Origin of the sequence: Phyllobacterium sp. OV277, assembly GCF_900104355.1 — a bacterium.
Taxonomy (GTDB): Bacteria; Pseudomonadota; Alphaproteobacteria; order Rhizobiales; family Rhizobiaceae; genus Phyllobacterium.
In genome coordinates, this window is the sequence record NZ_FNIY01000001.1 from 1117716 (window position 1) to 1138906 (window position 21191).

The 21191-nt window shown below is 56.3% G+C and carries 21 protein-coding genes; 9 read left to right on the plus strand and 12 right to left on the minus strand.

The features are described from left to right. Positions 1-43: 43 nt before the first annotated feature. From BLU05_RS05495 to BLU05_RS05515, 5 genes are all read right to left on the minus strand, one after another. Positions 44-1210, minus strand: a complete 1167-nt coding sequence (locus BLU05_RS05495; protein ID WP_091878186.1) for an iron-containing alcohol dehydrogenase — start codon at positions 1208-1210, stop codon at positions 44-46. A gap of 20 nt (positions 1211-1230) precedes the next feature. Then, on the minus strand, positions 1231-2616 hold the full coding sequence (locus BLU05_RS05500) for an aldehyde dehydrogenase family protein (protein WP_091878189.1): 1386 nt from the start codon (positions 2614-2616) through the stop codon (positions 1231-1233). Positions 2617-2698: 82 nt separating this feature from the next. Beyond that, positions 2699-4069, minus strand: coding sequence for a glutamine synthetase family protein (locus BLU05_RS05505; RefSeq protein WP_091878191.1), 1371 nt, complete (start codon positions 4067-4069; stop codon positions 2699-2701). 80 nt (positions 4070-4149) lie between these two features. Then, positions 4150-5730, minus strand: coding sequence for an amino acid permease (locus BLU05_RS05510; RefSeq protein WP_091878193.1), 1581 nt, complete (start codon positions 5728-5730; stop codon positions 4150-4152). A 55-nt stretch (positions 5731-5785) separates the two neighbouring features. Continuing rightward, the gene (locus BLU05_RS05515) at positions 5786-6586 is read right to left on the minus strand and encodes an N-formylglutamate amidohydrolase (protein ID WP_091878194.1); all 801 of its coding nucleotides are present in this window, start codon (positions 6584-6586) and stop codon (positions 5786-5788) included. Between the two features lie 135 nt (positions 6587-6721). Here BLU05_RS05515 and BLU05_RS05520 point away from each other — a divergent pair, with 135 nt between their 5' ends. Together BLU05_RS05520 and gndA are read left to right on the plus strand one after the other, a co-directional pair. Continuing rightward, positions 6722-7555, plus strand: a complete 834-nt coding sequence (locus tag BLU05_RS05520; protein ID WP_091878196.1) for a MurR/RpiR family transcriptional regulator — start codon at positions 6722-6724, stop codon at positions 7553-7555. Between the two features lie 101 nt (positions 7556-7656). Continuing rightward, the gene (gndA, locus tag BLU05_RS05525; protein WP_091878198.1) at positions 7657-9075 is read left to right on the plus strand and encodes an NADP-dependent phosphogluconate dehydrogenase; all 1419 of its coding nucleotides are present in this window, start codon (positions 7657-7659) and stop codon (positions 9073-9075) included. 252 nt (positions 9076-9327) lie between these two features. Here gndA and BLU05_RS05530 read toward each other — a convergent pair whose 3' ends face one another. Continuing rightward, complete coding sequence (locus BLU05_RS05530; RefSeq protein WP_091878200.1) at positions 9328-10326, minus strand: GlxA family transcriptional regulator; 999 nt, start codon at positions 10324-10326, stop codon at positions 9328-9330. Beyond that, positions 10323-10886 carry an isochorismatase family protein gene (locus BLU05_RS05535; RefSeq protein WP_091878201.1) on the minus strand — a complete coding sequence of 188 codons (564 nt, stop codon included), beginning with the start codon at positions 10884-10886 and terminating at the stop codon, positions 10323-10325. Before BLU05_RS05535 ends, BLU05_RS05530 begins: the two co-directional genes overlap by 4 nt. A 574-nt stretch (positions 10887-11460) precedes the next feature. Here BLU05_RS05535 and BLU05_RS05540 point away from each other — a divergent pair. Then, positions 11461-12069 carry an alpha/beta hydrolase gene (locus BLU05_RS05540; RefSeq protein ID WP_091878203.1) on the plus strand — a complete coding sequence of 203 codons (609 nt, stop codon included), beginning with the start codon at positions 11461-11463 and terminating at the stop codon, positions 12067-12069. Positions 12070-12128: 59 nt separating this feature from the next. Here BLU05_RS05540 and BLU05_RS05545 read toward each other — a convergent pair whose 3' ends face one another. After that, positions 12129-12764 (minus strand): TetR/AcrR family transcriptional regulator, encoded by a 636-nt coding sequence (locus BLU05_RS05545; RefSeq protein ID WP_244518161.1) that lies wholly within the window; start codon positions 12762-12764, stop codon positions 12129-12131. 68 nt (positions 12765-12832) lie between these two features. Between BLU05_RS05545 and BLU05_RS05550 the strand changes: the two genes are divergently transcribed. After that, on the plus strand, positions 12833-13372 hold the full coding sequence (locus BLU05_RS05550; protein ID WP_091878207.1) for a DinB family protein: 540 nt from the start codon (positions 12833-12835) through the stop codon (positions 13370-13372). 77 nt (positions 13373-13449) lie between these two features. Here BLU05_RS05550 and BLU05_RS05555 read toward each other — a convergent pair whose 3' ends face one another. Both BLU05_RS05555 and odc2 read right to left on the minus strand, forming a co-directional pair. Beyond that, positions 13450-14079: a GNAT family N-acetyltransferase gene (locus BLU05_RS05555; RefSeq protein WP_091878209.1), complete on the minus strand. Its 630-nt coding sequence runs from the start codon at positions 14077-14079 to the stop codon at positions 13450-13452. An 86-nt stretch (positions 14080-14165) separates the two neighbouring features. Continuing rightward, complete coding sequence (odc2, locus tag BLU05_RS05560; protein ID WP_091878211.1) at positions 14166-15299, minus strand: ornithine/lysine decarboxylase; 1134 nt, start codon at positions 15297-15299, stop codon at positions 14166-14168. A 92-nt stretch (positions 15300-15391) separates the two neighbouring features. Between odc2 and BLU05_RS26115 the strand changes: the two genes are divergently transcribed. The 5 genes from BLU05_RS26115 (at position 15392) to BLU05_RS05585 (ending at position 19815) form a co-directional block, all read left to right on the plus strand. Next, positions 15392-15553: a hypothetical protein gene (locus BLU05_RS26115; protein ID WP_175540519.1), complete on the plus strand. Its 162-nt coding sequence runs from the start codon at positions 15392-15394 to the stop codon at positions 15551-15553. A gap of 287 nt (positions 15554-15840) precedes the next feature. Further along, a complete protein-coding gene (locus tag BLU05_RS05570; protein ID WP_091878215.1) occupies positions 15841-17031 on the plus strand; it encodes an amidase in 1191 nt (396 codons plus the stop codon). A 1-nt stretch (position 17032) separates the two neighbouring features. Continuing rightward, entirely contained in the window at positions 17033-17932 is a 900-nt protein-coding gene (locus BLU05_RS05575) for a LysR family transcriptional regulator (RefSeq protein WP_091878217.1), read from the plus strand. Positions 17933-18044: 112 nt separating this feature from the next. Continuing rightward, positions 18045-18659: a DUF1007 family protein gene (locus BLU05_RS05580; protein ID WP_280139030.1), complete on the plus strand. Its 615-nt coding sequence runs from the start codon at positions 18045-18047 to the stop codon at positions 18657-18659. Positions 18660-18663: 4 nt separating this feature from the next. Beyond that, entirely contained in the window at positions 18664-19815 is a 1152-nt protein-coding gene (locus tag BLU05_RS05585; RefSeq protein ID WP_091878546.1) for a nickel/cobalt transporter, read from the plus strand. A 397-nt stretch (positions 19816-20212) separates the two neighbouring features. Here the strand turns inward: BLU05_RS05585 and BLU05_RS05590 are convergent, their stop codons facing one another. After that, complete coding sequence (locus BLU05_RS05590) at positions 20213-20419, minus strand: hypothetical protein (RefSeq protein WP_091878547.1); 207 nt, start codon at positions 20417-20419, stop codon at positions 20213-20215. 66 nt (positions 20420-20485) lie between these two features. Beyond that, positions 20486-21160 (minus strand): GNAT family N-acetyltransferase, encoded by a 675-nt coding sequence (locus BLU05_RS05595; RefSeq protein WP_091878221.1) that lies wholly within the window; start codon positions 21158-21160, stop codon positions 20486-20488. Positions 21161-21191: the final 31 nt, after the last annotated feature.

Here is a 21191-nt window from a genome sequence, read left to right on the forward strand (position 1 = left end):
CGCCTCCCGGCGCCCTTTCGCTTGTTCTTCCGCGTGGCTTCAATCAGCCTTCAATCGCTTCATCCAGCAGTTTCAGCGCTGCTTTCTTTGTCAGTTTGACCGGGTTACCGCCCGCAGTCGGATCGACTATGGCCATGTCGGCAATCAGCTCTTTCTGCTTCTTGCTCATGCTCAGATCCTTGATCAGGCCGGGCAATGTGTGCGGCACTTTCAGCTCCTTGCGCAGCTTGATAATCGACTTGGCAAAGCCATCGAACCCACCCTTGATGCCGATATAGTTGGCGAGCCGTCCAACGCGCTCCTCCACCGCATCGCGGTTGAACGCCAGTACATAGGGCATGAACACCGCATTGGTCATGCCGTGATGGGTATCATAAAGCGCGCCGATCGGATGCGACAGGGAATGGATCGCGCCGAGACCTTTCTGGAAGGCCGTAGCACCCATCGCAGCGGCACTCATCATATGCGCCCGCGCCGTCAAATCTTTGCCATTGGCATAGGCTTTCGGCAGATTTTCAAAGACAAGCCGAATGCCTTCAACGGCGATACCATCGGCCATCGGATGATAGCCCGGTGCGCAATAAGACTCCAGGCAATGCGCCAGCGCATCCATGCCAGTGCCTGCCGTAATGAAGGCTGGCATACCGACAGAGAGTTCCGGATCGGCGATAACAATCGCTGGTAGAAGTTTTGGATGGAAGATGACCTTCTTGGTGTGGGTCTCTTCATTGGTGATGACACCGGCGCGGCCAACCTCGGAGCCAGTTCCCGCCGTTGTCGGCACCGCGATGATCGGCGCAATCACGTTGCTATTGGCGCGCGTCCACCAGTCATCGACATCCTCGAAATCCCAGACCGGCCGGGTCTGGCCCGCCTGAAAGGCAATGAGCTTGCCAAGGTCAAGCGCCGAGCCGCCGCCAAAGGCGATAACGCCGTCATGCTTGCCCTTTTTGAACACGGCAATACCGGCGGTCAGGTTGGATTCAACCGGGTTTGGCTTCACCTCGGAGAAAACACCATAGGGGATTTTCGCATCATCGAGGATTTTCAGCGTGCTTGCCACAACGGGAAGTTTGGCAAGTCCGGGATCGGTGACGAAAAGCGGCTTCTTGATGCCGGTTGCTTCGAGAACTTCAGGCAGTTCCTTGATGCGGCCCGCACCGAAGCGAACGGTGGTTGGATAGTTCCATTTGGAAATCAGTTTGCTCATTGTGTGTCTCTTTCAGAAAGTCAGATCGCTTCGCGCAGGTGGAAGGATTTTGGTCGGGTCAGATTGCCATAACCGATTGCAGACATGGCACCGCCCTTGCCGGTTTCCTTGACGCCGGTCCACACCAGCGCGGGATCGATATAATCGCAGCGGTTCATGAAGACTGTGCCGGTTTCGATCTTGTCGCCGATATCAGCAGCCCGGTCCGTGTCGGTGGTCCAGAGCGAAGCCGTCAGGCCGTATTGGCTGTCATTCATCAGCGCCAAGGCTTCCTCGTCATTGCGCACCTTCATAATGCCGACAATGGGGCCAAAGCTTTCCTCACGCATCACACTCATCTGGTGATCAACACCGGTGAGCACTTCGGGCGCAAGATAGGGCGATCCCGCCTTGTCATTGGCAACGCTCATATTGACATGCGCCTTTGCACCCTTGCGCAAGGCTTCCGCCTTCTGCTCGCGGATCAGTTCGGCAAAGCGTGTCTGCGCCATCGGTCCCATAGTCGTTGCCGCATCCAGCGGATTGCCGACCACATACTGCTTGGTGAGGTCAATAAACCCGTCAACAAAACGGTCATAGACATCCGCATGCACATAGATGCGCTCGATGCCGCAGCAGCATTGGCCGGAGTTGAAGAAAGCGCCATCGACCAGATTGGCAACGGCGTGATCCAGATTGACATCCGGCAACACATAAGCCGGGTCCTTGCCGCCAAGCTCAAGCCCGAGCGTCATGAATGTCCCCGCAGCCGCCTTCTCGATGGCGCGCCCACCACCGACGGAGCCGGTGAAATTGACATGATCAATGCGGCCCGAACCCAAAAGCTTTTCGGTCTGCGCATGGCCAAGCACGATGTTCTGGAAAACACCCTTCGGCAATCCGGCCTTTTCGAAAGCCTGCGCAAAGCGCTCACCCACAAGCAACGTCTGCGCCGCGTGTTTGAGGATGACGGTGTTGCCAGCCATCAGCGCCGGGATGATCGTGTTGACGGCTGTGAGGTATGGATAATTCCATGGCGCAATGACCATGACCACGCCAAGCGGCACATGCTTGATGTAGCGCCGAAAGCCCGGTCTGTCGTTTTCAATGATAGGCGCAAGCGCCTGTTCAGCAATCTTGACCATATAACGCGTGCGCTCTTCAACGCCGCCCTTTTCCCCGCCGTAACGCACAGGACGGCCCATCTGCCATGCGATTTCAGGCACGATCTCGTCGTTCATAGCAAGCAGTGCATCCAGTGCCGCAAGGCAGAGCTGGCCGCGCTCGGCAATGCTCGTTTGCAACCAACTTACCTGCGCCAGCTTCGCCGCTTCCACAGCGGCATCAATCGCCTTATCAGTTGCAATGGGGCGTTCCGCATAAATGGAACCGTCAATGGGGGTGATCAGTTTGACCGTCTCGGTCATGGGGAAACCTCTAGTCTGTGTTTTTTTAAAACTGGACCTGTCCCGCAACTTGAAATCGCGGGACAGGCTTTTGGTGTGATCTTCAATACCGTTCGAAACCGCGATGCAACTCCCAATCGGTGACGCGGCGGTCATATTCGAACTGTTCCCACTTGGCCGTATGCACATAGTGCTCGACCACATCTTCGCCGAGTGCCGTTTTGAGCATTTTGGATTTCGCCAATGTGTCGGTGGCTTCGCGCAAAGTTTTTGGAATTTCGCGCAGCTTTGCGCCACCATAGGCGTCGCCCTGGAACGGCTTGTCCAATTCCAGCTTCTCGTCGATACCGGCAAGACCCGAGGCGATCAAACCGGCAAAGGCGAGATAGGGATTAAGGTCTGCACCGCCGATACGGCATTCAATGCGGATGCCCTTGGTGCCCTCACCGCACAGGCGGAAACCCGCTGTCCGGTTATCAAGACTCCACACATTCTTCGTCGGCGCGAAGGTGCCCGCCTGAAAGCGCTTGTAGGAGTTGATGTAGGGCGCGAGGAAGAAGGTGAAATCATCGGCATATTTCAGCTGACCCGCCACCCATTGCCGCATTAGCGGCGACATGGTGTGTTCGGCATTCTTGTCGAAGAACAACGGCGTCTTGCCATCGGCACTCCACAGGGAATTGTGGACATGGCTGGAGCTACCGGCCAGCGAATAATCATATTTTGCCATGAAGGTGATCGCCTTGCCCATCTGGGTGGCAATTTCCTTGCAGCCGTTTTTCATGACGACATGACGATCCGCCATTTCAAGCGCTTCGGCATAGCGCACATTGATTTCTTCCTGACCCGGACCCCACTCGCCCTTGGAATTTTCGACAGGAATACCCGCATCAAACAGACCATTGCGGATGGCGCGCATAACGGCGTCTTCCTTGGTGGTCATCTGGATCACATAATCCTGAATGTAGGGGGAAGCAGTGCTCATGCCCTTCCAGTGTTTGGCCCGGGCGCTCTCATAGGTTTCGTCAAAGAGATAGAATTCCAGCTCCGACGCAAAATAGGCGAGATAGCCACGCTCTTTCAGTCGTGCGAGCTGACGCTTCAGGATTGCGCGCGGCGAATGGGCGAGGTCCTCATGATGGTGATGATCGAGAATATCGCACAGGACCAGCGCACATTTTTCCAGCCATGGAATATGGCGGATGGTGGAAAGGTCAGGCTTGATGACAAAGTCGCCATAGCCCTGTTTCCAGCTGGCAGCCTTGTAGCCGGGCACCGGCTCCATATCGATATCATTGGCCAAAAGATAGTTGCAGCCATGGGTCTCGTCATGGGCAGATTCGACAAAAAAGCTCGCATGAAAGCGCTTGCCGATCAGGCGGCCCTGCATATCGACGAAGCAGGCCAGCACCGTGTCTATTTCGCCATTGGTAACGTGGCGCTTTAATTCGTCGAAACTCCAATGTCCGGGCATTATCATCTATCCTCAAGCAGAAATGTGATCAGGGTCAAAAGTCAGGGCAACCGGCGCAAGCCGGTCGCCCCATCTTGCAATCAGCTTCTTTCACCCACAGCCTTTTCGGCAGCAGCGATTTCCGCGGCGCGCTTGGCCACGGCATCGCCAATGGGCGGCCCCTGAAAGCGGCGGCGTTCAAAGCCGAACCAGACAATGGCCGTCACGATAAGGAAGCCCACGGTGATATAGAGCGCCCATTCATTCGGTGGCTGGATGCCAAGAACGAAGATCAGTGCCATGGCAAGGATCGATAGGACAGCGAACAGCTTGAACAGGCCTTCACCCAGATTCCATGGTCCCATCTTGTTCCATTTCGGTGTGCCCCAGGCAAAAAGTCCCAAGGCAATCGGAATAGCGAAGGAGAAGAACAGGAAGATGACCGTGCAGGAAACGACGATCGTATACACAGGCGTATCGCCAATCGTCACAAGCGAAGAACCCCAGACAAACAGCACGGAGAGCGTTGCGCCCGTCCATGTGGCGGCGACCGGCGTGCGGTATTTCGGGCTGACCTTGGAGAGGACGCTCGAAGCCGGAAGCCCCTTGTCACGGGCAAAGGCGAAGATCATGCGCGAGACGGACGTCACCGTCGCAAGACCGCACAGGAACTGGCAGATGAAGATCAGGAAGTAGAGAATATCCTTCACCAGCGGATTGACCTGTTCATTCATCGCCCAGAAGAAAACGTTCCAGCCCTGAGATGCAGCAGCGTCCATGCTTGGCAGCATCAGCACGAACGAGCACAGCATGATGTAGCCGAAAACAGCAGACCAGAGCACCGAGGAGATCATGCCGCGCGGCACTGAATGGGCGGCCTTGACGGTTTCTTCCGACGTATGAGCCGAAGCATCATAACCGGTGATCGTATAGATCGGCAGCAACAGGCCAAGCAGGAATACCCAGCTTTGCGAAAGGGTTGGCCAGACGGATGCGCCGGTCAATGTCCCATCCGCTGCCATTGTTGGTTGGCCCGAATAATTTCCGAATGTGAAGAGCCGCGCAAAATCATAGGTATCAGCGACGGAGAGGCACACCACGGAAAGCGCAATTGCGGTTACAAAGATCAGGTAACCGGAAAAGTCCGTGAGCTTGGCAGTGAGACCGATGCCCATATGGTTGATCAGGGCTTGAATACCGGTCAGGACGACAAGGAAAAGGATACGAACCGTTGTCGTATCTTCCATGCCGAGATAACCGCCGAATGCACCGACAAAGAAGTAGTAGGTGCCGACATTGATGGCACCCAAAACCGTGATGAGACCGAGGAGGTTGAACCATGCGGTCAGCCAGCCCGTGCCGCGATTGCCGAGGATTGAGCCCCAGTGGTAAAGCCCGCCCGCTGTCGGATAGGCCGAGCTGATCTGCGCCATGGCAATGGCGAAAACCGCCGAGACAAGACAGCCGAGCGGCCAGCCGATGCCGATAGCAGCACCACCGGCACCGGAGGTTGCCTGCGCCAGCGAATTGATGCCGCCGGACAGAATGCAGATAATCGAAAATGAAATGGCAAAGTTCGAGAAACGGCTCATGCGCCGTTCCAGTTCCTGGGCATATCCCATGCCGTGGAGGACTTTGGTGTCCTCCGACTTATCAACATCAGTATAATCTTGGTGTGTCATCGTACTCACGTTCCCCGTTATTTTTGAGAGATTTCTAACGTCAGATACCAGTCATTCAGCGTATGTTTGCCGCCTTCCCCATTATGGAAAGCGGCCCTTGGGCAATTTCCTTCAAAAGGACCGAGAGTATCCCGGCCCATGTTTTTTCTTCTTTTGTATTGGTGATGAGATCGTTGCGGATCTCGATCATGACCGCCGCAAGGCCATGCGCCGAGGCATGGCGTTCCAGCGTGTAATAGACCCGGTCAGCGGGCGAATAGGGCTCGTTGATACCGACACAGAATTGATCCAGTGCCTGCAAGCCCGCAATCAGCGGCGCGGCGACCTGATCATATTCGTCATGGATGATGCCGATGTGCCAGGGGCGTTCGACGCCGCGATAGACAGGCGTGAACGAATGCACCGCGACATAAACAGGCGCTGGAAAACCCTTCGTCGCGCGCGCCTTTGCCAATTGTTCAATCGCCTGATGATAGGGCTGATGCGATAGCGCTATGCGCCGCCGCTTTTCTGCCTCGTCCAAATCCACATTATCAGGAACGCTGGTGAGTTCGCTGGTAGCTGGGATCAGGTCATGCGCCTCAAGCGGCCGGTTGCAATCAATGATCAGCCGCGACACACAGGATTCGACCAGCGGCGCATCGAGCAGCGCGCTCATCACCTGACTGACACCCAGCGCACCGGGGTCCCAGGCTATATGCTTTTGTAAATCACCGGCCTCAAGTCCAAGACGACCGTATGGCGCGGGGATATGATTGGATGCATGATCGCAGAGTATGATAAACGGCGAGCTGCCATCGGGGTTGGATACCCGAACCGGCTCCCAGACACTTTGCGTGGCCTGCGATAATCCCATTTTGCCCTCTTCGGCAATTTGTACTTTACATTACATTTTGTATTTTTATTTCCACTCTCGTATGATTTGATACATAAGTCACAAAATTGTCAAATGCGAAAATCGCGATTCTGAACTCTGTTCGAAAGAAGTTTGATGGGGACCAGTATTTCCGAACTGATCAGCGAGAAAATCGATGCCATGTCGGCCTCGGAACGCAAGGCCGCGCAGACGCTCATCGCCAACTACCCGCTGATCGGCCTGCGCACAGTGGCCGAATTTTCGGCTCAGGCGGGGGTGAGTTCACCGACGATCCTGCGTTTCGTCTCACGCCTCGGCTTCCAGAGTTACCCCGAGTTTCAGCAGGCGTTGCAACAGGAACTGGCGGCGCAGATTCAGTCGCCACTCAATCGCACGACAATCGTTCAATCATCAAGGGAAGGCGCCGCCTACCCACTGATGGAAGCAGCCATCGAGAACATCCGAGAAACGTTTCATCACCTCTCCACCCAGCAATTGGATGATGTCACAGACGCACTCAGCCGAACCCGCACCCATGTCTATCTGCTTGGCGGACGCTTCACCGATCCAATCGCCATCTATATGGCGGCGCACCTGAAAATCATCCGCTCCGGCGTCACCCATCTCACGGGACAGGAAAGCAACTGGCGCGATCAGCTGATCGATATGGGCAAGAAGGATGTCCTCGTTATCTTCGACATCAGACGCTATCAGGACAGCCTTATCCGCTTTGCCGAGAAGGCACAGGCACGCGGCGTGGAAATTGTTTTGATCACCGATCAGTGGCTCTCACCCATCGCCCGTTTTGCCCGCCATGTGATTGCGGGACGCACGGCAGTGCCCTCGCCATGGGACTCCTCCACCACGCTTTTTCTCATGGCTGAAACACTGATTGCCGGGGTGACGCAGAAGCTGCAAAACAGCAGCGCCGAGCGCATCAGCGACATGGAACAGTTGCGTGATGGCTGAGATTGTCATTGCTCGAATAGCACATTGATATACAAATGTTCACCCGGGCCGGGGTTCCCCCAAGCGCCCGCGTTCGAATCGAATAAAGCAAGGACATAATCATGCAGCAAGCTGACATTGGATTGATCGGCCTTGGCGTCATGGGTGCCAATCTGGCGCTCAACATCGCCGAAAACGGCTATCGCGTCGCGGTTTTCAACAGAACGGTCGAAAAGACCCACGCCTTCCATCAGGAAGCAGGCGCGCTCAAAGACAAGATCATTCCTTGCGAAACGCTGGAGGAACTCGCCAAGAACATCCGCGCACCACGCCCGATCATCCTGATGGTGAAAGCTGGCGACGCCGTTGATGAGCAGATCGCCGCGCTAAAACCGTTCCTTGCCAAGGAAGATATCATCATCGACGCGGGCAATGCCAACTTCCACGATACTGTCCGCCGCCTGAAGGAACTCGGCGCCAACGATCCGACATTCGTCGGCATGGGTGTATCCGGCGGTGAAGAAGGCGCACGCCATGGCCCGTCCATCATGGTTGGCGGCACGCCCGAATCCTATGCGCGCATCGAGCCTGTACTAACCGCGATTTCGGCAAAATATGAAGGCGAATCCTGTTCGGCATTGCTCGGCCCCGATGGCGCAGGTCATTTCGTCAAGACGATCCACAATGGCATTGAATATGCCGACATGCAGATGATCGCCGAAATCTACGGCATTTTGCGCGATGGCCTCGGCCTTGCACCTGCCGAGATCGGCAAGATTTTCGACAAGTGGAACAAAGGCCCGCTCAATTCGTACCTCATCGAGATCACCGCAAAAGTTCTTGCCGCGACCGACAAGGATACCGGCAAACCAGCCGTCGAAATCATCGTCGACAGCGCGGGCCAGAAGGGCACCGGCCGCTGGGCGGCCATTGAGGCGCAAATGCTCGGCATTCCCGCCACCGGCATTGAAGCCGCCGTTGCCGCCCGCTCCATTTCCGCCCTTGGCGGCGAACGTGCCAAGGCGGCAAAAGCCTATGCGTCGCTCGGCACACCAAAGCTCGCTGGCACCGACCAGTCATTCATCGATGCACTGGAACAGGGCCTGCTCGCGGGTAAAATCGCCGCCTACGCTCAAGGCTTTGCCGTGATGTCCGGTGCTTCGGCAGAGCATGGCTGGAATATCCCGCTCGACACCACAGCCAAAATCTGGCGCGCGGGTTGCATTATCCGCTCACAATTCCTCGATGAAATCGCCTCGGCTTTCGCCGGCGGCGGACAGGACAATCTGCTGCTCGCCCCTTCCTTCGTCGAACGCATGAAAACCGCTTCGAACGCCCTGCGCGATGTGGTGGCAAAAGCGGCCCTTGCCGGTCTGCCCACCCCTGCACTCGCCGCCGCCCTCAGCTATTTCGATGGCTACCGTCAGGCACGTGGCACGGCCAATCTCATTCAGGCCCAGCGGGACTTTTTTGGCGCGCATGGCTTCAAACGTGTGGACAAGGGCGGTGATTTCCACGGTCCATGGTCTGATATTGGGTGAGAGGTGGGTTGCAGTGCCAATCGGAAGCGGTGCAGAACTTGACCCCCCTACCGCACCCCTCTCCGTCATCCTCGGGCTTGACCCGAGGACCCATCAATTGAAAGCGCAGACATCCGGGCTCGTTTGAGCCTCTTAGCCGTGGGTCCTCGGGTCAAGCCCGAGGATGACGGAGAGAGATCTCCAAAGGAGAAGGTTGGCTTGTAGCTCATCCCTTTCCCTCACGGTTGTCATATCGAACCACGAATCACAGTTCTACAGCGGTCCACGCACTGAACTTGGTGGCATGGCATGAACGCGGCCCCAGGCGCGGCGCAATTGCCGTGCCGAGGCAAAGCCGGTGCGCTCAGCCACACTCTCCATATCAAGTCTGGAATGACCGAGAATTTCCCGTGCCAGCGCTATGCGCAGACCATTGAGATAATCAGGGATGCTCATCCCCGCATGTTCATTAAACAATCGCGACAGATGCCTCGGGCTGGTTGCGGCGATATCAGCCAAACTCTCCAGCGACCAGCGCTGCGCGGGGTCAGCGGCCAGTCTGTCCTGCACCCTGTGGATGGCCGGATGGATATGATTGCGCCCATCAAGCCACGGCGACCATTGCGGGTCGCTGCCGCTGCGCCGCAAATACACCACAAGAAAGCGTGCAACGGCCACGGCACAGGCAGGCCCTACAATCTGGCTGACAAGGTGCAGCATCAGGTCGATTCCCGCGGTGATACCGGCGCTTGAATAGCGATTGCCATCCTCGACATAAAGCCGGTTATCAAACACCCGGGCCGTTGGCACCAGTTCGCGTAATTCATCGACGGAGCCAAAATGGCTGGTGCAGGCCCGACCATCAAACAGACCGGCGCGTCCCGCCAGGAGTGCGCCTGAACAGATCGATACCAGCTTCTGGCTTTCACCCACATGCGCCTTCAGCCAATCGATAATTTCCGTATCGCCCTGCCCCTGCGCCTCAGCTTCCAGACTGGCCGGAGTGTCGAGCAATATAGTCGCATCACCTGCCAGAATAATCATGGCATCATCGGACACCTTGTCCGGTAGGGGTGCTATGCCGCTGATCGTCAATCCGATGGATGAGGTCACATTTGCCAGCGGGCCGACATAGCGCACATCGAAATGCACATTACTCTGCTCAAGATTGGCTTTGCGCAGAACTTCAATCGGCCCGGCAATATCCAGCAGCAGCGCCCTTGCGGGCACCACCACCAGAACCTCGATATGCTTCGGCTCGTCAGCACTCATGCGGCTATCGCGCGCTCCACTCCATCAAGGGCTTCATCAACCGTCACAATGCGTGCAAAGCGCCCGGCCAATACCAGTTCCGTGCGCGCCCGGATTTCATCGGCACTAAAAGTACGCCCCGCCGCATTGGTCATGGCAAAGGTCAGCGTTGCCTCGGAGACGAAATCAACCTCGTAGCCACTGTCAGATGCATGACGCGTCGTCGTCTCACAACACTGTTCCGTGCGGATACCTGATACCAGCAGCTTACGGATACGATTTTCCGTCAACCAGACGTCAAGCCCGCTGCCAACAAGCGCGCTGTGGCGGGCCTTGTTGAACACGACATCCGCTTCAAGCGAAACCGGTGCCAACGGCTTGATAAAGCCTGAATCAAGCGCAAATGGACCATCGCCGTCGACGTGAAAAATCTGGATAACAGGCAGGCCCCTCGCCTTCGCACCATCAATCAACCGCTGGATATTGGCAATGAAAGGCTGTGCCTCAACTTCGTTCCAGTAACCGCGCTGGCGAAAGGATTCCTGCACGTCAATAACGATAAGAGCAGTATCTGCGGACATTTTTGTCATCTCCTGTGTGTTGATACACTGACAATAAGGCTCGATTCAAGCGGATGATACGCATGAACAGGACGAGAAGCGGACAAAAAAAGACATCTACTATGCCACTAACTCCTAAGTAGCAGCACCTTAGTGCGTGGTTCGACAAGCTCACCATGAGGGAGAGAGGTGGGTTGCAACGACAAGCGTAAATGTTGGAGGGCTCGATTCCCGACATCCACCCATCTCCGTCATCCTCGGGCTTGACCCGAGGACCCAAAATTCAAAAGCGCCAAGCTCTAGATTCGTTGAAAGCCCTTTGCGTGGGTCCTCGGGTCAAGCCCGAGGATGACGGGAGTGGTATGTTTCCATAGTGAACTCCTGAGCTTGTCGAAAGGCGAACCATGCGATTGTGCAGCGGGTTATCCTGGGTAAGATGTCAATAATTCGACGCCAATATTCCCCCACTGTCTCCACCACATAGACAATCCATCAAACAGCAGACAACTTCCCTCGAACTCTTTCCCGCTCCATATCTCAATCAACAAACACACCCATGAAGCATGGCCCTAAAACATGGCCGGAAAGGCACGACATGTCTGCCAATTCCTATCAGCATCGTATCCATTCAGCCGCAGAGCCGAACAGCCCGCTCTTCTTCGTCTTTCACGGCACCGGCGGCGATGAAAACCAGTTCTTTGATTTCGCTCAGCGGTTAATCCCGTCAGCCGGGATTGTTTCGCCGCGCGGCGATGTTTCGGAACACGGCGCTTCGCGCTTCTTCCGGCGCACGGCAGAGGGCGTTTATGACATGGCTGATCTTGCCACCCGGACCCGCGCAATGGCGGATTTCGTCAGGGCGCATAAGGATACAGCCACTCCATCAAACACAATCGGCCTTGGCTATTCGAACGGTGCCAATATTCTGGCTTCGGTGATGCTGGAAGAACCTGAACTGTTCGATTCAGCCATCCTGATGCATCCGCTGATTCCGTGGACGCCAGCGCCGCAGCCAAAACTTGCCGGAAAGCGCGTGCTTATCACAGCGGGACAACGCGACCCGATCTGCCCGCCAGCCCAGACACAGGCTCTATCGAATTATCTCACCGCACAGGGAACCGATGTCCATATTGCCTGGCATCCGGGCGGCCATGAAATCCAGCAAAGCGAGATCGGCGCGATACAGGCGTTTCTGGCGCGCTAACAAGAACCGACTTTTGCGGGGCTCCATCGGAAGATGGAGCCTCTGTCTCACGTCACGGATCAGCGCAGATAGGAACAGATCAGGTGAACAAGTTCCTGTCTCAATTCCTGTGATTTCAGCATTCCCCTTCGCACGGCATTGTGAATCACTCCTTCCACTGCCGAGGATAATACCTGTGCCGCGACATCAATGGTTGCGCCGCTCTGGCGCGTGCCGAAGGCCGTGATAATCGCCTTGTAGCGATCCATATACTCAGCCTCAAAGAGGCCATGTATTGATCTTGCGCCCTCATATCGCGGCGCCTCATCAAGCAGCACCCGATGAAGCGCGGGCTGGATGCTGTGTACAGCGATCATGCCGTCAACGAGTTCTCCCGCAAGTTCTTTGAGGGATCGGTTGTCCTGCCCCGTTCCGCGCAGCACAGTAAGGACATCATCAAGGTGGCGACGACGGATGGCATCAATCAGCGAAAGCTTATCCGGAAAATACTGATACAGCGAACCGATGCTGACGCCTGCGATCTCTGCTGCCTCATTGGTCGTAAACCCATCAAAGCCCCGATCGCCCAGAACGCGAGCGCCTGCCCGTATGATAACCTCGACGGTCGCACGCGAACGCGCCTGTCGTGGCTCCTTTCGCATCGCCGGAGGTTCTTTTTCCGCCTGATGTGGCGAAGGGGGAATGCGAGTAGACATGCGCACCTCGTTCTATGAAGATACGAGCATATTACTCACATTTTTCATGGGAACGGAAGGACATCACCATGAGCGCTTCAACATTGCTCCACACCCTTTTCCGCTATCAGGCTTGGGCCAATAACGATCTGCTGGATAAAATCGAGAGCATCGACCCTTTATTGCATCAGGAAGAGTTGCATACGGTTATACGGCTGATCAATCACTGCCATGTGGTGAACCGGATATTTGCAGCGCATCTCGTCGGCACCAAGCATAACTATACTTCAGACAACACGGCTGATACGCCCCTGTTACCGGACTTGCGTGCTGCTGTTGCGGCATCGGATCGCTGGTATCTCCAATATCTGGAGACCGTGACGCCGGAACAGCTGAGTGAATCTGTGCCCTTTACATTTACCGATGGAGATCGCGGCTGCATGTCGCGTGAAGAAATGCTCGCACATGTCGTGACCCACGGCGGCTATCATCGTGGTGAAGGGGGACGCCTTCTCGCTCAGATTTCCATCAGTCCGCCATGGGATACTCTTGCCGTGCATCTGCACCAAACCGAGCCTTCGCGGCGGTTGAAAACACCGAGGCTGGAGAATGCCCTCTCAGCCTCCTGAATGGTGTAAGTTTGAATGAAAACGGGTCCGCGTTTTTCAACGGGGACCCGATCAGTTTCACAAAGCCTTAATTCCGTTCAGGCGGAGAACCGCAGCGAGACCGGAATGATCCGCATGGCACGCGACGAGCGGCGGCCCTTGGATGTCAAAAGGCCCTTGGCACCGTCGAGATATCCCGGCTTCAGCTCAAGCGCCAGAAAACGGCGACGCTCGACAGGACCGGGCATGGCAAGACCTGCGGTCTTTGCGCCGGTAAAGCCAAAGCGCTCGTAATATTCAGGATCGCCAACCAGAATGATGGCGCCGTGTCCGAGACGCGCGGCTTCCTTGATCGCATGGCGCATCAGCGCCGAACCAATGCCCAGATCCTTTGTCCCGGGATCAACGGCGAGCGGTCCGAGCAGCAGCGCGCGCACGCCCTTGCCCGAGGCATCATGGCCGGCCTGAATGTCCCAGAGCCGTACTGTTCCAAGCAAGGCACCACCGGCACCGCGCGCGGAAAAGGCAAGGCCTTCCGACGGCAGACGGCCGCGACGCAGCTTTTCCGACGACTTGCGGCGACGGCCCTCGCCCATGGCGCGATCAAGCAGGTCTTCGCGGGCTTTTTCGTCCTGCGGCACTTCGTTGACGATGGCATAGGCTCCGGCACCGGCGAAATAGAGTCCGTCGGGAACCAGGTTCTGTTCGATATTTTCTGCTGCACTCATTGTCTTAAACCAATCTGGTCATGTCGTGGGTCATCGCTGCCCGGAGTGATCCCGGGCAGACCTTCTCAACCGGGTTCAAAACCGGTTTAGATGACGTATGATCGGAGTGGTTCGAAGCCGTTGAAGGCAACAGCGGAATAGGTCGTGGTGTAGGCCCCTGTTCCCTCGATCAGCACCTCGTCGCCGATGGTCAGCGAAACGGGGAGCGGATAGGGGTTCTTTTCGTACATCACATCAGCGGAGTCGCAGGTCGGGCCAGCCAGAACGCAAGGTTCGCTGCGATCGCCATCCCGAGGGGTGGTGATCTGGTAGCGAATGGCTTCGTCCATGGTTTCGGCGAGGCCACCGAACTTGCCGATGTCGAGATAGACCCAGCGAACATTGTCGTTGGCAGCCTTCTTCGAAACCAGCACAACCTCAGCCTTGATGACACCGGCATTGCCGACCATACCGCGGCCGGGTTCAATGATGGTCTCTGGCAGACGGTTGCCGAAATGCTTGCTCAGCGCCTGAAAAATAGCCTGTCCATAGGCCTGTGCGGTTGGCACATCCTTGAGGTAACGGGTCGGGAAACCACCGCCCATATTGACCATCTTCAGTGTGATGCCTTCCTTGGAAAGCGCATCGAAAACCTGCTTGGCATCGCCCAATGCGCGGTCCCATGCAGCCAGATCTGTCTGCTGCGAACCCACATGGAACGAAACGCCGTAGGAATCGAGGCCGAGCTTCTGGGCAACGCGCAGAACATCGACAGCCATGGCAGGCACACAACCAAACTTGCGCGACAGCGGCCATTCGGCACCGGCACCATCGGTCAGGACACGGCAGAATACGCGGGCGCCGGGGGCTGCACGGGCAACCTTTTCGACTTCCTCAACGCAATCGACAGCGAACAGGCGAATGCCGAGTTCGAAAGCGCGCGCAATATCGCGTTCCTTCTTGATCGTGTTGCCGAAGGAAATACGGTCAGCCGATGCACCGGCATCAAGCGCCATTTCGACTTCTGCAACCGAAGCTGTGTCGAAGTTTGAACCGAGCGAAGCCAGCAGGCGCAGAATCTCCGGCGCAGGATTGGCTTTCACCGCGTAGAAAATCTTCGAGTCCGGCAGGGCCATCTCGAAATTGTGGAAATTTTCGCGCACGACTTCAAGGTCGAGCACCATGCAAGGGCCGTTCGGGCGTCGGGTATTGATAAAATCGAGAATGCGCTGTGTAGCCATCTTGAGTCTCCAATCGTGACGGCACTTCCGGCCGTCTTAACAAGTTGCGATCGCAGGGGTTTCTCCCCCGTATGATCGCCAGGACAAAGTGCATGAATCCATCTCACGCGAAGCCAGCCTTTGGAGATGCTGGAAACACGGACGAGTTCATGCGGCGATGGATCTACGCTAAGCCAGCGTTGATCCGCTTTGTCTGCCTTGGTTTGGATGATCCCATCCGCACTACCGGCAATGAAGGTGTGCCTCTTCAGTAATTCCGGCTTATGGACAGCCGAAAGACACCAGAAAGGCCCGCACCGTCGTTGCTTCAAGATGTCCTCAGTCTGGCAGTAGGCCGTCAAACTGACTGGAGGGGTTAGTTCCAGGTACCATACCGTTTCCTCACCATAATGAGGATCGGCGGACACCCATGGGGCACGTGCGACTTTGGGCAAGGGCGATATAAGTCCAAACTTGTGTCCAATCAATGACAAATCTCGCATTTGCGAATTTTTTTTATTCATTGAACAAACGGACTCAAATCACATAGAATTATTGAACGATGAAGACGATTTCACCCCTGAATGCCCTGCTGGACCTGCCTTTTCAGGCCTTTCCCGCCGTGGAAGGCCCGCTGAGCGGATACACGCTCGCCGTCAAGGATATCTTCGATATTGCGGGCCTGCCGACGCAATGTGGCAATCCTGGGAAAAATCACGAATCAGCCGCAAGTATTACCGCGCCTTCCGTGCAGAAATTGCTGGATTCCGGTGCCCAATTCATCGGCAAGACACAGACGGATGAGCTGGCTTTTTCGCTGATGGGGCAGAACAGTCATTATCCCTTCCCTATCAATCCAAAGGCACCCGGCCGGGTGACCGGCGGATCATCCTCGGGATCAGCTTCTGCCGTGGCGGGCGGCCTAGCCGACATCGCCATCGGATCGGATACAGGCGGCTCCATCCGCGCACCGGCAAGCTTCTGCGGGCTGATTGGCCTGCGCACCACCCATGGCCGCTTGTCGCTTGGCGGTGCCATGCCGCTCGCGCCGTCTCTCGACACTTTCGGCTGGTTCACACGGGATATGGCGCTCTATGAAAAAGTGGGCGCAGTCCTGCTCGGGCCAGATGAAACCGACTTCAAGCTCAACCGCCCATTGTTCATCCCGCTTTTGGAGCACTACCTGCTTGGCGAGGCTGAGGATGCGGCGTTCCGCGCCATGTACGGGCATGTCGCCGCGCATCTCGGCCATGCCAAGTCCTCCCGCCAGTCGACAGCCTCGATGGATGATCTTTATCTCTGCTTCCGGCAGATACAGGGCTTTGAAGCTTGGGCCGCCCATGGCGCATGGATATCGGCAGCAGATCGCCATCTTGGCCCCGGCGTCAAAGAGCGGTTCGAATATGGCTCGACCATCGATGCGCAAACCTATGAAGCCCAGACAAAGCGCCGCGATCTTTTCCGCAGCGAGCTTGCCGATGTGCTCAGAGAGGATGGCGTGATGGTTCTGCCAACGGTTCCCGGTGCCGCTCCGTTAGTCAACTCGACATTTGACGACCTGCAAGCCTATCGCGAACGAGCGCTGCGATTGCTTTGCCTCTCCGGCCTTTCCGGTTTTCCGCAAATCACCTTGCCGCTCGGCGAAGTGCACGGCGCACCGTTCGGCATTTCCCTCATTGGACCCAAGGGCAGCGACAGCGCCCTGATCCGTCTTGGCAGCGCCATTCTGTCATCAGCAGAAGCAAGGACCTGACATGGACACACTCACCCGCATGCGCGCCTATATCGATGTGGTGGAAGCGGAAGGGTTTTCCGCCGCCGCGCGCAAGATCGGCCGGTCAAAGGCGCTGCTCTCCAAATATGTCCGTGAACTGGAAGATGAACTTGGCGCGCTGCTGCTTAACCGCACCACGCGACAGTTTTCACTGACCGAGGCAGGGCACACCTATTACCAACGCGCCAGCGAAATCCTGCGCGAAGTGGAAAACCTGCAGGAAACGGTGCGCGAATCGAGCAGCGACGTCAAAGGCCGGATCAAGGTTTCTGCACCCCGCACCTTTGCGGATGCGGATATCGGCCAGTGCCTGATCGATTTCTGCATCGAGCAGCCGGATATCGTGCTTGACGTGCGCCTCGATGACCGCTTTGTCGATCTGGTGGAAGAAGGCTTTGACCTTGCCATCCGCATTACGCGTTTGCAGGATTCATCGCTGATCGCCAAACGCATTGCCCCCTTCGGCACCGTGCTCTGCGCCTCGCCCGATCTGATCGAGCGCGTCGGGCGACCGACACGGCCTGAACAACTGGCATCCCTGCCCTGCATCATCGACACCAACAACCGCTCACGCAACAGCTGGCAGTTTTACAATGAGAACGGCCCGACAATTTCGGTGCAGGTTTCCGGACGCATGGAAATCAACAGCCCGCTTTCCACCCGCCGCGCTGTGCTTGCCGGTCTTGGCTTTGCCTCCATGCCGGATTTCATTGCCAAACCGGATATTGAAAGCGGCAGGCTGATCAGCGTCCTCGATGAATTCTCGCTGCGCGATGGCGGCATCTACGCGGTTTACCCGCACCGCCGCTATCTTCCGGCAAAAGTACGCGTGCTGGTTGACTATCTTGCAAAATGGTTCAAGGACAATCGTAGGGTATGAATATGTTATATCGTCCCAATTTCGACACGTTCGGAATGTCCTTTGCGCACATGATACGGGCGGAATAATGCACCAAAGATTCGCGATTTTCGTCGCAATACTCAGCTTGGGAATGATGATCGCCACACCGGCGTATGTACATCCGCACGTCTTTGCCGAAGCGCGCCTCGACGTGACGATCAACCCCGATGGGACCGTGCAGAAACTCGGCCATGTCTGGCGTTTTGACGATCTCTTTTCCAGCACGGTCCTTGTCGAATTCGACAAGAATGGCGATCTGCAACTGGACCAGAAAGAACTCGCTGAACTGGCCAATACCATCAATTCATCGATTTCAGAATTCGACTATTTCCAGTCGGTGATGCTGGATAACAAGAAGGTGGTGATGGCCGCGCCGGAGCATCTGATTGCGGATTTCCAGAACAACCAGCTGCTGATCATCTTCGAGAGCAAACCGAAACAGCCGTTGAAACTCGGCAAGGTAACCAGTTTCGGCGTCTATGATCCGACATTCTACACGGCCATCGACTACGTTAACGATACGGATATTCACGTCACCGGCATGCCTGCAAACTGCAAGTCAAAGGTTGTACGACCCAATCCGGATGAAGCAATTGCCGCCAATCAGTCAACATTGACGGACTCCTTCTTTAATGACCCGACTGGGACTAATATGTCGAAAATCTTCGCCACCCGGCTGGAAATAGACTGCCCGGCAAAAGGATAAGATGATGCGGAAAACAACCCTTGTTTGTGCGCTGGTTCTTGCGGCTCTGTTTGGCGGTCACGCGCTGGCGCAGACCTCGTCGCTGGGTATTGGCTCGAACGAAGTGGCCATGCAGCCAACCGGGCCTTTCGCTGAAATCATCCTCTGGATCAACCTGCAGCAGCGCAATTTCTATCTGGCCATGACCCATGCGCTGAAAGCCATGCGCGAAGACCCGTGGCAGGCTTCCGTTCTCGTCGGCCTCTCTTTCCTTTATGGTATCCTGCATGCCGTCGGGCCCGGCCACGGCAAGGCGGTCATTTCGTCCTACATGCTGGCCAATGAAACCACGCTGAAGCGCGGCATTCTCCTGTCCTTTGCCTCGTCCATGCTTCAGGCGCTTACCGCACTGTTCATCGTGGGTCTGGCTTGGCTCGTTCTGCGCGGCACCACCGTGTCAATGAACGATGCGGCCCGTTATATGGAAATCGCCAGTTTCGTGCTGATTATCGCCTTCGGCCTGTCGCTGCTGTGGCGCAAGCTGCCGCTGATGTTTGGCCCGCGCGTCGCGCATCTGGTGCCTGAGAAACACGATCATGGCTCTGTCCTGACCGATCACCATCATGACCATCATCACAGCCATGACGATGATTGCGGTTGCGGGCATGATCACCACGATCACGATCATGGGCATAGCCATGCAGCGCATGCACCGGTTGCCCATGTCCACAGCCACGCCAATCACGCACATGATTATCACGATCATAAACATGATCACGCTCACAACCATGCAGCGGGCGAAGTCTGCGCCACCTGCGGCCATTCCCATGCGCCTGATCCGGCAATGCTGGCGGGTGAGTTCAACTGGAAAACCGCATGGGCCGCCATTGTCGCCGTCGGCCTGCGCCCCTGCTCCGGCGCACTGATCGTTCTGACATTCTCATTGCTGAACGGCCTGATGCTCGGCGGCGTGCTTTCTGTCTTCGCCATGGCACTTGGCACGTTCATTACAGTTGCCACGCTGGCAACGCTCGCGGTTATGGCGAAGAATGTTGCGTTGAAGATTTCCGGCGGTGGAGCGCTTTCGAGCCGGGTGCAGAACACGATCGAAGTTGGTGGTGCACTGTTTATCGTACTGGTCGGTGTGTTGCTGCTGACGGCCGCAATTCGGTTTTAGAGAGAGTAGTGAGTGTTTGGTGGTGAGTAGTCAGTAGTAGTGCGTGGTTCGTGGTTCGTGGTTCGACAAGCTCACCATGAGGGGCTTGGGTGGATGCAACGCTAATCACCAATGTTGCAGAACTTGACTGTCGACAACCCACCCACCTCTCCGTCATCCTCGGGCTTGACCCGAGGACCCTTGGCTAAGGAGATTAGATGAATCCGGATATTCAGCACTTTTGAATTGTGGGTCCTCGGGTCAAGCCCGAGGATGACGGAGAGAGGTAGGTTGAAGGGGTGCTATATTCTGCAACATTGGCGATTAGCGTTGCATCCACCCAAGCCCCTCATGGTGAGCTTGTCGAACCACGAACCACACACTATTGACTATTGACTATTGACTACCCACCAACCAGCTAATCCTTACGCCGTTGCCTTCTCGCTCTCAGCCAGAAAACAACGAAAAAACCAAACACAAACAGCGCACCGAAAACACCGGCCAACGCAGGAGAATGGGCGCCCAGCGCCAGCATCATGGTGGGCATGTAGAACGCGGCAAAACCGAAACCAAGCATGATACAGGCTGCGGCGATGGCAGCGTTGCGGGTTTTGGGATCACTCACGGGCATGGGTCTTTCTTCTGGCAGCATTCGCAGCCTTTGTAGCTCCGTTGCATCCGAACGCAAGCACTACCTTGCGCGGAAATCCTCCAGCCGCTTGATCTGCTGTCCATCCGCGTCGAAATTATCCGGCGACAGCCACGCCTGATAGGCGGCTTTCAGCGCCGGCCATTCGCTGTCGATAATCGAGAACCACGCCGTATCGCGGTTTTGATCCTTCTGCACCATATGCTGGCGGAAAATACCTTCGAACGTAAAGCCAAAACGTTCCGCCGCCCGCTTGGACGGCTCATTGGCGTTGTTGCATTTCCACTCGTAGCGGCGATATCCCAACGTATCGAATATATAGGACGCGAAGAGATATTGGGCTTCGGTGGCAGCCGGTTTGCGCGAGATCAGCGGTCCCCAATAAATATTGCCGATTTCGATCACGCCGAATGTCGGATCGATCCGCATCAAAGTCTGGCGGCCTGCAACCTTGCCTGATTTCTTGTCGATGACCGCAAAAAACAGTGGGTCCTTGCTGGCGGATACTTTTTCCAGCCAGGCATCAAAAGCCGGGCGGTCGCCTGCTGCGGTTTCAAACAGATAGCGAAACCGGTCTCCGGCATCCTCGACACTCGATGCCTCGTAGAGCCCGTCGCCATGTTTGGCCACATCCAGCGGCTCAAGGGTGACATAGTGCCCCTCGATGGTTTCACGGGCAGGAGATGGGCGCGGCGTCCAGTCTTTGAGATCGATCATGATAGCGGCCTGTTTTGCATATGAGTATTTG